1 protein-coding gene is annotated in these 15,031 nt (G+C 37.8%); it reads right to left on the minus strand.

Going from position 1 to position 15,031, the window contains the following annotated elements:
- Positions 1–844: 844 nt before the first annotated feature.
- Positions 845–14,428, minus strand: a complete 13,584-nt coding sequence (locus NG743_RS17955; RefSeq protein WP_257120605.1) for a LamG-like jellyroll fold domain-containing protein — start codon at positions 14,426–14,428, stop codon at positions 845–847.
- Between the last annotated feature and the right edge of the window lie 603 nt (positions 14,429–15,031).

Here is a 15,031-nt window from a genome sequence, read left to right on the forward strand (position 1 = left end):
GTTTAAATTATAGGAAATCAATAATACTTTTGATATTTATAACTTTTAGTGATTTGCCTTTATATTTCCTTAATAATTAATTGAGAATCTTTTCTATTTATCAACGAGGTTGCTATACTTTCAGCGATTTGCTATAATTTCAAAGAATTTCATAATTGGAGTACTATTGTCAATTTTAGATATTTTAAAAGATGTTAGTCTCAAACCCTTTATTGACAGTAGTTTCAGAAATTAATTTCCCAGGCTAATACAAAACTTTACAAAATTAATAGCTATTCCCTCAACAATTTTAGCCATGAATTTGCTCAGAAATGATCTAGTTTGAGCGATCGCCAAAATTCTCTATTGACAAATTGACAAGAAAGTGATAATCAACCTGTCAATGTTATTAATTTTAGTGATATTTAGGGTTTGCTGAAAAAGTTATCTGTGAGGGCTAGGAGTCAGGAGTCAGGAGGAAGAATTAGAAGGAGATAAGAATAGTCTCAAATTCCAGAAAGTGATGGGTTTTTAATGGTTTCAATGCTTATTCCTTGCACCTAATTCACTTTTTTAACCCGGAAACTCTTAATATAAGTAATGGGACAAATAGGACAGAATTAATTACACAATATCATTGCAAATGAAACGAAGTAAAATCAAGCAATCACAACCTTTGCGATTGCTTCCCTTCGCTCGCAATGACTGTAAATATTTTTGTCCAATTACTTAAGCACCTCTTCCTTCAACGTAGCTTTCAGGCTCTATCCCTCCCCCACCTCCCCCACCTCCCCCACCTCCCTACCTCCCCCACCCCCCCCACCTCTCTACCTCCCCCACCCGTCATTCTCGGGTTGACAGACGACTAGATGACTTTTACCGACACAATCACATCATTAAAGTCATTATCTCCACCGCCGCGAATATCTTCAAAGCCAAAGATATTATCTGCCATGCGTCGCACATGATTAACTCCATCACTATTAGCTCCGCTATAGGCAAAATAGGTATTGCTGAAATTGGGACTGGAAGCTGAACCACCATTAGCGATGAGGATGGGAGCATAACGTACACCGCCCATGAGTTGTTCATTAAAGACAGCAGTTTTTTGATTACCTGTACTCAGAAGCATATCCAAACGATTGTTTATGGCTAATTGAGCATAGTTACTATCCTGATTTGGATTACCAGAAACCACGTTACCTTGGCTATCTAGCACCTGACCCTGTTCATTAACTCGATAGAAACCGATTAAATTGTCATAAGCTGCTTCGCGGTTTACGGTAAAGCTGATGTTATGGCCTTGATGATCCAAACCAGTCAGATCAATTGTTTTATCAAGGGTTGTACCAAATACAGTTCCTTCTAAGGTGGGAGCAGCTTCGATAATTAGATCATCGTAACTGTTATCACCGTTGGTTTCCCAATTAAAAACAAGATTTGCTCCGTTATCAAGGGTTTGCAGCGCTTTGACATTTTGGGACAACACCAAAGAACTATAGTCTCCAGTGTTAAGAACGGTGGTAGCATCCCTACCTTGGATCATATATAAGCCAAAGTAGGTATTGTTATCAAACTCTCCTAATGTTCTGCTGAAGCTATTACTATCAAAACCATTAGGGTTTTTGTCCAGAATAGAGAAGATGGTTTGACTGTGTTTTAAAACTTCACTTAGATAACCTGTGCTGTTGCGATTAATGCCATTAATGCTGCCATCTGCATCAGTTTTATATAGACCGATTTCAGCCTGAGTCTTCCCGTCATGCTTGATGAGGTTAAATTTAATATTGGCTAAATTATCCATCACTTGGAAAATACCATTACCCCTGATTTCTAATTCAGGGTTGGCAATACTCAAAGCACTGGTATAACTATTAGCAGATTGTAATCCAAAATCAGCAAAACTCTGATTAGCATCTCTGGGAATGGATATCGCCCCTAGATTTCGTTGATAAATTTCTCCATAGTTACCCATAGATTTAATGATATTTTGGGCAAAATTAGCAGTTAAACCAAATTTTTCGCCAAGTTTGCCATTAACACCCAAAAATTCACGGATAGCAGGATTATTGCCCTTAACTAATTGATCTACATTTGCGCTGGTAATGCCTAATTCTTCGGCTTTGGTGAGGGTATCAATGATCAAATTGATCACATCTAACCAATCTGACTGATTTTCATCCACTACAAAAGCGATTGGTTCTCTTGATAATACTTGATCCAGTATCTTATGATTTTCAGGATTGGAAAAGGTACTCAGACGACTAGCAATAATCGAGCGATCGCCAATTAGAGCATCAATTTCTCCATTTTGGTAAGCATTGTAAAGATCAGTAGTGCTAGTATACTCTACCTTAGTGAAGTTAATGCCAACCAAATTATCATCTAAACCAGCGAAAGCAGTCGTATTTGCTTCTACCCCTATACGTCTGCCTGTCAGCGTCCCAAGAGAGCTAATACCGCTATCAAGACCTACTAAAATAGCTTGTCCATCAAAGAAATAAGGCTTACTAAAATCAATACCCACAGAGCCATCCCGGACTAAATTATGAGTAGTGCTATTAGAAGAAATATCCACAACACCGTTAGCCGTATTAGTTAAGCTGCTCAGTAAAAAACTGGTAGGATTACTAAAATTTAAGTGATTTGCATCGCCAAATAAAGCCACAGACAGGGCTTTGAGAATATCAATATGGAAGCCACTCCATTGATCATTTTCTTGGTAAAACAAACCTGGATATTGACTCGATGATACACCCGCGTTAATGAAACCTCGTGCTTTGATTTCTGTTAAGACATTGCGATCATTATTGTTAATTAATTCCGGTTTTTGACTGACGCTACCAGCGAAGGGTAAAGAATAGAGTAAACCATCATCAGCAAAAAGATGGTTGCGACTTCTCGATAAATCTCCAAAATTATTTTGCCAAAACTCAGCATAGTTACCCATTGTGCGAATAACTTGATTAGCAAAATCATTACTAATACCGAGAGATTGTCCTAAATTACCTTCTAAACCTAAAAAGCGTCGAATTACTGGATCATTACTATTTACCAAACTATCCAAATTAGTGGAAGTAATACCTAAAGATTCTGCTGCGATGGGTGCGGTAATTGCCCAGCGTACCACATCAGCCCAAGAAGATTCATTTTCTGGTAATACCATACTCATGGCTTGAGTAGATAGTTCTAAATCTAAGACAGAGTTACCTGTGGGTAAATCCTTAACTTGACTAGGATTGAGAACTACTGCACCAATTTGATTATTGTCATAAGCCAACCTTAATGTCTGATTATCAGCAAATTCAGCTAGTTTGTAGTTAATACCAGCGTTACCTAAAACAGCGCGGAGATTTTGGCGAGAGTCGCTATTGGCGATCACTCCGATGGTGACATTCTGTAGATCTTGAGATTGAGTGATATGACTATTATTTTTAACAACAATAACTTCACTGTCATAGAAAGTCGCGGGCGCAAAATCTATTTGATTTTCATAGGTATTGGGGAATAGATGCGCCGAAATATCTACTTGTTGAGTGGTTACTGCTGCAAAAATATCTTTTTCATCTAAGGTGACATATTGCAGTGCTTGAGAATCACCAAAGAGTGCCGCAGCTAAGGCTTTAGCTTGTTCTTTTTGCCATTGAGGAGTATTTGGAGCGATCGCAACTTTAATATAACCCCTGGTCAAAATCTTGCCTAATAAACCTTCGGATTGAGTAGGATCAACTGTTGTATGCGTCAGAGTTGCTAAACTAAGTATGTCACCTGTAGTCAGAATATTACTATTAGCAGGGAAAACAGTGGGGAAGGTTAACTCAGATACCACATCTACCACTGGTTTTAAGTTTAGCAGAGCATAAATATTACCTTGATTTTGGATTAAAGCGAGGTTTTGACCATCATATTTAAGAAAACCATGAGCAAAGGTAAGTTTACTCAGATCAAAAGAGTCAAATTGTTTAGAGTCAATGACAATGCGATCGCCTTCTGCGGGATTAAAATCACTAAAGATATCAAACCCATCATTACCAGAAGTAATCACAAATTGATCTGCACCGATACCACCACTAACGACATCATCTCCTGCGCCACCAATGAGAATATCATTACCAATACCACCACTTAACCAATCATTATCGGCATTACCATTAATCAGATCATTACCAGCATCACCTTCTAGTTGGTCATTCCCAACATCACCTGTGAGTTGATCATCACCTTCTCCACCGTGAAGAATATCGTTACCTGCACCACCGTTAAGGATGTCATTGCCCGTACCTCCTTGGAGCAAATCATTACCATCTTCACCCCAAAGTTGATCTGCACCAAATTGACCAGCCATGATATCATTACCTGATCCACCGTGAAGAATATCGTTACCAAAACCACCATCAATTTTATCGTTATTCCCTAAACCAAAAATTTGATCATTACCATAGCTACCTTTTAACCATTCAGATTGATCAGTACCAGTGAGAATATCATTATTGATTGTTCCAGCTATCACTTGATCTGGTCGGAAAACTGAATTATTACCTGAATTTTCATCATCCTTGATCACGAAATAAGCTGTATTTTGATTAGGATTGATAGCAAAACCATCACCAGCATATTGAAGAGTGAGGGTAATTGATTCAGGAGATTCACTTAAAGTATCATCCAAGACTTCTAAATCAATAATCCCTGTTTTTTCATAAGGCGCTATATTTAGCTGTCCTACTGTGGGATTATACAGTAATTGATAATCTTCCCCTAAAGTTGCAGTTCCCGAAAGAGTATAAAAGATAGTTAAACCTTGTGCGGGTGCTGTCTCACCAAGATTGACAATAAACTTACCATGATGGAAAGAACTATCACCTTCTTTTAGTATTCCTTCGGTGCTGATGGTGACAGTCCGCGCCTCATTTAAAGCATATTGAATGAGATGATTATTCTGATTTAAAATGGACTGGAAACTATCCATAACATCTGCGGGTTTTATTTCTTTGGTAATCACCTTTTGCATGATTGCAGGTAGATTTTCCACCAGGATCGTTTTAATGTGATTAAGGCTTGGTAAGATTAACCTTAAGTTATCTGGATGAGAAGTATCACCAACGATTTTATGAAGTTGAGCTTCAGTTTCGATCACCAAAGATGAAAACGCTGATACAATTTTATCACTAATAAGTGTGGGACTATTTTGAATTAAGGCCTTAATTAAACTGCGGTTAACCTCTGGGTTAGTACGATCAATACTCCCTTGATCTGCTACTACTTGGGCAATGATCTTGAATAGTTGATTTTGAACCTCAGAATCAGATAATTGGGGTTGAATTTGTTTAATAACAGCACTGCCAAATAATAACAGGTTATGAGCCATAATTTGAGCGATCGCCACATCATAACCAACCAAATTACCCTGACCAATTTCGCTATAGGCATCAAATTGATTTAGTAAAATATCGCCAAATTTGTCTAAATCAAAACTTTTCTTGATGATCGTTTCGGCTGCTGTTTCCGTTAAACCTTGCAGTATTAAACCTGTTTTCAGGGTAGTCAGAGGGCTAATTTCACTACCTACCGTAGCCATAAAGGGGACTTTAACTTCTTTGCCAGTGGTGGTATCAATACCGCCCATACCTATGACTAAGGCTTCGGTATAATCTAATTTACCATCCCCATTGGTGTCATAATCGTTAAGGTTATATTGCAGATTAAAACGCCCATAATTATCGGTTGTTACGGTCGGTTCATTTTGATCTGGGATGAAATTGCCATTAATATCAAGGAAAACTTTAGCATCAGCGATCGGTCCATTAAAGGCTTTTTTAAGTGCTTTGCCTGCTTTTTTAACACCACCCTTTATACCACTACCAACGGCATTTGCGATGTTTTGAAGAGACTTATTAAAAGTATTGTAGGAATCTCCAATCCCAACATCAGTGTAGAGTGATGCCGCATTACTTCCCAAATCTTTTAAAGCATTGATTCCCGTTTGACCATAATTAGCAAAGAAACTTTCGACATCCTTCGCAAAATCAATCGTGCCATTTTTGATGCCATTGTATAATTGCTCTGCATCATCAAAGAGATTAAGAAATTCTTTCTGGATTTTATCAGCTACTGCTTGAGAGGTTTCAACAATGAGGTCATCCCAAGAATTGACATTACTACTAAATGAAAAGCTAGGAATAGAGAGGTTTTTACCCCATACAGTAAAGTCAATATCTTTGATATAACCAGATATTTTGCCATCTGTACCCACTGTTAAATTTAATACCCCATCTGCTTTTAAACTTGCTAGTTTAAGAGTACCAAAATAGGGAACACTCAAGCTTAAAGGAAATTCTAAACCTAATGCTCCTGTTACACTAGCACCATTTTTTCCCGCAATAACACTGATGTCTTTAGATAATGTCCCAATGATGTATGCGCCACTGCTTATAGCTGTTTTCACAGGCATTGGGGTTATAACCCCATTCAGTAGAGCATAAGCAAAAGTATCAAACAGGTTAAATTTTAATCCATTTTCACTCACATCCAAGGATACACTGGATATGGTTTCTCCTAGAAAACTAATGTTGCCATTACCCATAATCACAAATTTACTGTTACTATTACCTGAATTTGGATTGGTAGTATTAACAGTTTTAAAGTTATCTATTTGAGTGATAGGAGTATAAAACTGTACTCCACTCATAATAGTATTTGAGGCTAGGGTAATATTATCAATCGCCCAAGTATCATCACCCGTATTGGTAAAATTAGTTTGTTGCCAACGGAATTGAGTATGATCAGTTTTAGCTGCATCGGGTAAAGCGATCGCTTGGGTAGTCCAATTAGTGTATGTAGTGGCGTAATTACTAGCTAATAAGGTGGTTAAAGTCGTCCAAGTTTGACCGCCATTGGTGGAATAGGAAACTAACACATCTTCCCCTGCTTCTGGTGCATCTCCTGTGGTTGATATTACATCTTCATCACCATAGGTAGAGCCTTCGTAAGTGAAAGGATTTCCCGCTGTATATTTTTGTCCAAAAACAAAGTCAAACTGTAACGCTTTTGTGTCAGTGGTATTTAAAGATTGGGTAGTAGCATAACGCTGATTTGTTTGATTTAGCTTAGAAAGATAGGTTTGGTAAGTATTAGCATAGTCATCACCCCAAGTCCCTCTTTCTTGACGGAGAAAGTCACCTGCACCATCGCCGTTGTAGTCTCCTACAATAATATTTGCCCCTTTATCATAGTTAAGCACCGATTGATATTCGGGGAGGTTGGGACTAACTATATTAAAGTAACCATTTCCCTGAGAAAGAAAGATATTGAAAGAACCATTTATATCATCATCCCAGCCATTTTTTTCTTGACGAATGAAATCAGTTTTACCATCACCGTTATAGTCTCCGGTAATGATATTTACGCCTGGATCAGACCGTAAAGAATCTTGATAGGGATCTCCGGATACATTAGAACCGGGGGTAACTATATTAAAAGTACCGTTACCATTAGAGAAATAAACGTTGAAATTAGTACTTACATCATTATCCCAGTCACCTTTTGCTTGACGGATGAAATCGGTTTTACCATCACCGTTATAGTCTCCGGTAATGATATTTACGCCTGGATCAAACCGCAAATTATCTTGATAGGGATCTCCAGATACATTAGAACCGGGGGTAACTATATTAAAAGTACCGTTACCATTAGAGAAATAAACGTTGAAAGTATTCTTTATATCATCATCATAGCCATTTTTTTCTTGACGGATGAAATCGGTTTTACCATCACCATTAAAGTCTCCGGTAATGATATTTGCGCCTCCATCAAACTTAAGATCCTTTTGATAGACATCTCCGGAAGGAGTTATGGGGTTAAAAGTACCATTTCCATTAGACAGCCAGACGCTAAAAGTCTGATTTCCACTATTATCCCAGCCATTTTTTTCTTGACGAATAAAGTCTGTTTTACCATCGCCGTTGTAATCTCCCATAATGAGATTGACACCCGGATTACCCAGAAGGTCGGTTTGGTAATTATGACTAGTACCACTTCCAGTGTTACCAGATGGGGTAATGATACTAAAAGTACCATCACCATTGGATAAACCTACTTGAAAGTTGCTACCGCCACTATCTTTATTCTGACGAATAAAGTCGGTTTTACGATCTCCATTAAAATCTCCTGTTTGAATTATCGCTGAAAAGTCATTAGCAACAGAGGACGGGTAATTAGTATTTACAGTATTAAAAGTACCATCACCTTGAGAAAGATAAGTCGTAACTAATTGGTTATCATAACTCCATTGGAATTTTTGTTGCCGAAGAAAATCTGTTTTACCATCACCATTAAAGTCTCCCGTAATCAAGTTAGCAAAGGAATCTTTTAATAGAGGTTGAGATACATCTGGCAGAGGAGTGACAATTGCAAAGGGTTTACCAGTAAAATAAAGGGCTTCGCCATTACTGATGGTAGTTCCATTATCTTTTTGTGCTTTTAATACGTCTGCACCTTTGATATCCGCCCATACATTATTGGAGTTGGTGACTACACCAACATTATCAATTGCCCAATTATCTAGGACATAACTAGGTTGTGACCATTTAAACCGAGTAGATTGAGTTTGCGCTTGCTTCGGTAAGCCTATAACGACATTATGCCAGTTTCCGCCCTCTGACTTAGAAGTAAAGCTATCTAACAATACCCAGGTATTGCCATTATCAATAGAATATTCCAGTTTAATGGCCTTATTGTCGTCTACAGTATCTCCATTGGTTGAACCATTGGCCACTGACACCTGAACACCACTTATGTTATTAATGGTGCTGTTACCACCTAAAATTGAACTAAAACTTAGGTTTCCACCTTGACTAAGATCATAAGGCTGTGAAATGGCATAGCGATCGCCTGTGGTATTGAAAAATTCTAACGCTCCATCTGCATCAGTATTAAGAAAGCTAGTCCCGATTTTACCACCACTAACCTTCCAATCTGTCTCTACTTGAGCATCGGTAAATAAAGCAGAAGTAGGAATAATTTGATTACTTACTCCAGTATAATTCCATTGCAGTTGAGGGGTGCTAACTCCATTTAAACTTTGTGCATCTAATTCAACTTTATAGAGTTTTCCAGCTACTAAATCAATGGTATTTGTACCTGATTGGGTAGTAGGAGTGAAAACACTGCTATAGTCATTTTTGTAAGCTACAAGTTTACTACTCCAAGAATTTACTTGAGATTGATCAGGCGATACAAAACCTCGAAAATAACCATTGTTGTGATTAGAACTTTGATCCACAATGGTTTTTAATCCTTGAGGATGATCAAAATTCCAGTAACCTACTAAGTTAGCTTCTGATCCGGTTAACTTTTGAGTAAAATTAGTTTGAGCATCTGTCGCCGTAAAATATTTATTCCAAATTGCGACTTCATCAATTTTTCCATCAAAGTATTGTTGTGTTGTTCCACGATAACCCCCAATAATCACTGGAGCATTACTATTGAAAATAGAGCGACTATAGCCATCATTCGGATTAGTATATGTTACCGAATTATCCAATTTTCCATCAACATAAAGAGTCACATTTAAGCCATCAGTGGTTGCTATAACATGATGCCATTGTTGATCGTTAAATTGACGATTACTAACTACGCTTCTGTTTCCATCAAGGACTTGAGTTGTTGTCGTATTTTTATATACATCGAAGGTAAAATCAATCTTGTTGGTAGTGCCGTTGCGCTCTAACCTCCAACCATTGTCTCCTTTGCGAATAATGGCTTGAGATGTGGTATTAAACTGATCAACTTTAATCCAGGCTTCTACCGTCATGGATTTACTTCGATCATACATCCCATCATAGTTTTCAATCTGAATATAATCACCAACTCCATCAAAATCTATGGCTTTTTCAGGATTTTGCCAATTATCTATTAACTTAGTGTCATTAACAGCAAGGCGAGTACCGTAATTATTGGTAGTGTTGAAGGTGTAAGTACCAGTAACAGGTGCTTGTACCCAGCCTGTGATTTTTTGACTAGAATTACTAGCTACAGTCAGGTTTTGGAAGCTATTTGTTAAGTCAATAGTAACGGGATCACCTGCTAAATTAATATTATTAAAAGTTTCAACTTTTAAGCCTTGGGTAAATCCGCTTGCATAATTAGCGATCGCTCTTTCAGGAGATAACCCCACATTATAGAGGGCTACTTCATCAATTACGCCATTAAAATAATTACCATCACCCGTAAGCCTCACAGTATCGGATAAACGGGTATCTTGTTTCATGTAACCAATACCAATATCCTCACTATGGACAGGTATGGTGGTAAAGTTGGTGGCTACAGTCCCAAATGATTCACCATTGAGATAACCGGTTAAGTTACCTTGATCAAAACTCAAGACAACGTGATATTTATTGTCTTTAATTACTTGAGTCGCTAACCATTCTCCTGCATTTCCAGACCATGCACCGAGTTTTAATTGATCACCATCGAGATAAATATTGAGACCACTTCCTGTGCCACCTTCTTCATAGATAACCTGTTTACCTGTGAGATCATCGGCTTTAAACCAAAGTTCAATACTCCGGGCGGTGGTGGCTAGAAGGTTAATATTATTATGATCGGGAATAGCAATTCCATCATTAACACCGTCAAATTTAACTCCTGTACTCCCAGCCACTAAACCAGGATTATTGAGAGTAGGACTACCTACATAAGTACCATTAACGGCAGTACCTAATGTGCCGATATTTGTGGCTGTTGTGCCGCTAGATTCGTTTAAACGCCAATGGGCAATTGCATTAGGAGTTGAAAGTGTGGGGGTTATTTGACGATATTTATCACTAACAGAGGCAATATTATTGTCCGTTAGGGAAACATTATAAATAGATTTGGGTAAACCACCGTCGAAGGTTTCACTGAGAATTTTATTTTCACGACTAGAGCGATCGCTTTGATCAATTGGTAGATAATAGGTTAAATTGGTTTCGACAGTTTTATCTAAGCGCCGATTCATATTGGCACTAATTTCTGTCTCAGTGCGGGCAGTTTTCCAAATCCGGACTTCATCCATTTTCCCAGCAAACTGATCTGTCCCAGATACCCATTGACCAATAAATAGATCACTATTAATATCAATCCCGTTGGAACTGCCGGTGAAATTAAGTTTACTGTCTAAAACTCCATCTACATAAAGTTTACCAGTATAGAAACCATCTCTAACTACTGCAATATGATGCCATGAATCATCATTAATTGCATTGATAGAACTAGCAGAGGGTTGGGTATTACCACCGGGCTGAAAGTTAAATTTTGTCTGTCCATTTTCTAGCCAAACCCGCCAATAATCTCCCGTACCAGTGCTGGTATTACTAGCACCGATTAAAGTACCATTCAGATCAGTGGTTTTAACCCATAACTCAACAGTAAAATTACTGGTGTTAAAATCAGCAAAACTAGCATCTCCGGCTTTGACTTGGACATAATCATTTACACCGTCAAATATTAAAGCTGTTTGTTCTGTTTCTCCCTCTAGAGTTAATATTTCCTTTCTGGGGAGGGGATCACTATTAACTGTTGTAGTGGTGATTGTAGCGCGATCGCCTTGATCCACAGGTAAATAATAAACTAGATTAGTTTCTGTGGTCGGATTGACTCGATTATCGCTATTAGTTTTAATTTCTGACTCTGTACGGGCAGTTTTCCAAATCCGCACCTCGTCAATTTGACCAGAAAAATAATTAGTCGCTTCACTGAAATTCAGGCTACCAATTTTTAAGGTATCGGTACTATTATCAAGATTAGTAGCCGCATAATTACTACTTTGAGTATCATTAACTCCATCAACAAAGACCCGACCAGTGCCAGTAGTGCCACTACTATAATCCCAAACTACTGCTACATGATGCCATTTACCATCATTTACGGCAGTATTGCCCTTAATATAGTTATTGCCAAAGCCAACAAAATTAACTTTACCTAATTCATTAATATAAAAGGCTTTTTCTCCTTTCTCCCAAATGGTATCACCATCACTTTTAACAAGAATGCTCTCTTTTGTACCTGTAGTTTTAATCCAGGCTTCAATGGTAAAGTCTTGATTAGCGAGGTTCAATCCCGTTGGTGTTGCCTGAACATAATCATTAATTCCATCTAAACTCAAGTAAGTGCGCGGTTGTCCAGCTAGGCTCAAAAATCCTTGATTATTCACACCCTCCGCTAAACTTACAGTACCATCAGCATTAACTGTAACTTGCGCTGACTGGCCTTCTTTGAGATTCCCGACAAAGAGTTTAGCATCAATGCCTAAAGTATTAAATAAATTAAGTTTAGCATCAATATCAATGCCACCTAAACCCACTTCAACAGAGGCTTTAGCTACATTAAAACCAAATAGGGTCAAAGAAGCATCGGCTGAGAGGGACAATCCAGTAGTGGAAAAGTCCAAATTGAGTTCTTTACTTTCATCTACTGTAGTAGTCTTTGGATCATCAATCCCTTCCAGGACAAACCAACCCAGACCTCCGATATCAATTTTTTCTAAAGAAAGAGAACCTTTATATACAGGGAGGCCAAATAATGAAGTAGTGGCACTATAGGAAAGCCTACCATCCCAACCCCAAGCACTAATTCCAGCATTAATGTGAGTCCCTTGATCAAAGGGTTGTCCGGCAATACTAGTGGCTTGAGGCATAAAGTAAAATAGGGGATCTAAATCCCCATCACCATCACCATCAATAGACTCTAGGGTAAGATCAAAAATTGAGTTTAGGAGATCAAATACATTCTCTACTTCGTCAAAAGTATTGCTTAATTGACCCGCCGTAAAAGAGCCGACTGGACCTAAAAATAGATCCATTGCGCTGATCGGGCGATTGAGGGTTAGTCCGAAACCGTTCTTTTGAGGATCATTAATATCAAGGGAAATAAAAGCACCGAAGTCATAGTTACCAAATCTTAAATCCCCAATAAAGCCAATAGATTTTAGTACAGTAGATCCAAAACCTATTTCTAGTGCTAACTGGCGAAATTCTGAATTAGGAATCCCAAAGGGGTTGCGCCATCCTGATCCTAAAGTATCTAGGTTAAAATATCCTAATACACCATTTTTGGTCGGATCACTGGAAACTATTGTTTTGAAACCACCCACTAAATTTAATGCGGGTTCATTTTTTTGCACCGGATCATAACCTTGAAGGGTAATATTACCCGATAGGGCTTGAGTGGTGGTAAAGCCCATGTTAATGGGGGTTAAACTATAATCTAAACCAAATCCGTTAAAATATAGTTCAAATGACTCGTCAAAATTAGGAATTTGGTAAGGAAACTTAACTACGGGCTGATCTAGCTCAAGATCGAGGTAAAGATTCAGATTTTTAGCGCCATCTGTGCCAAATCCAACTCCTGCTAATAACTGAGAATCAAATAATTTGTTTAAATCAAATCCCACATATGTAGAAAGAAAATTTGTTATTTCCTTGGGCATGGGATTGTCAATTTCAATTGTCCCTGTCCAGTTAAATCCCTTTACATATTCCGGCTCTTTCCCTTTTTCATCAAATTTAGTGTTGTCACTACTGATTGTGTATGTCGGGTTTTTGATCGTTAGACCTCCAGGCAGATCCAAAATCGAACTCAGGGAAAGGTTTGTGGTACTGCCATCTTCATATTCAACTTTATAGATGACTTGATCACCATCTTTTTTATTTTTCTCGTATTTTAAGGTTAAAATATCATCATTCACTTCGACGGAAATATTAAATTCTTTCGTTTCATCACTTTTAGCAAAATATATTTTTGGTTTATCTACTTTAATCTTAGAAAACCCATTGAGGGTAGTATTGAGGGCTTGAATTGCTGGATCTGTTGGTAGAGCGGGAAAACCTGTTTTATTTAAGGTTTTGATAAAATTTTCTACATCTATTTGATAACCGGGCAAGGAATTTGGTCCATCAAACTCGATCTCAAAGTTTTCGCTACTTGCGTCTATTATTAAGTTAATGAGAGTGCTGGTTTGCACATTGTTTAAAGCACCAATCAAACCAGGGGCAGTTACACCGATGGCATCGGTAAATTGATCAGTAGCAACTTTTAACAGAGAGGTTATGGCACTAAATGGAATCCCGTTTAAGGTGATAGCCATTGTTGGCTTAGAGTTAGGGGAAATCGTGAAGTTAAAAATAGCATTAGTAAAAATGGGATTAGTCTGAGGATCGTTAGGATTAATATTATTTTTTAAATCTTTGCCAATACTACCCGATTCACTTCCGCCAAGAAAATCACCAAGTGTAAAATTACGGTTTTTTACCTCAACGCTAAAGCAATATTTTCCGTCCTCACTGGGGGGTTGTTCGGTAACGGTTGCCCCAATCATATCAGTACCTATAATGGATTTTAGTGTACCTAATAAACGGGATAACTCTTGGGAACCATGAGCGACGATAATTGCATCTAGTGTAGAATTAGACATATGTGATACCTCTGTTTTTGATTAATTGAATAATGAAAAAAATAATCTATTTACACAGCAATTCCAAATTCAAACGGCAACATGGAATACAGACATAATCTCGCTTCTGTAAAGGTAAGAGAGATTTTTTGCATTTCCTCCTCGAATCTCAGTCTCTTGGAGAGTAAGTAACCGGCAAGCAAACTTGATCAATCACTCAATAGAGCGTTACGTTGATTCTAAATATTGACATGAAACCTCTTTCCAGTAAGCACTTCGAGATTTTTGTCTGTTTGACTACACTCTGAGTTTGGAATTGCTGGTATTTCTTACAGTATGATACAAGAGACTAATTATGTAAGTGTATAAAAGTTACTTAAATTTCTAAAAAGGTTACTTTTTGAGGAAAATTATGATCAAAAACTACTGGCTGATTTTGGATCAAAGAAATCTCATATAGCAGTATTCAGTCGTATGAGATGTAAAATAAGCTCTACAAAGCTTGCTAACTTAGCATAACAAATGTCGAAGAGCCTAAGTAGCTGGTTGCAATTAAATATAAAAGTGGGATAGGCATCCTGCCTGTCCACAGGCTAGAAGCCTGTTCTACGATCTAACAATTAA

It is taken from the genome of Dolichospermum heterosporum TAC447, from assembly GCF_024584745.1.
Classification (GTDB): Bacteria; Cyanobacteriota; Cyanobacteriia; order Cyanobacteriales; family Nostocaceae; genus Dolichospermum; species Dolichospermum heterosporum.

Coding starts and splice junctions, on each gene's coding strand:
- NG743_RS17955 (WP_257120605.1), bottom strand. CDS start 14,428: ATGTCTAATTCTACACTAGATGCAATTATCGTCGCTCATGGTTCCCAA.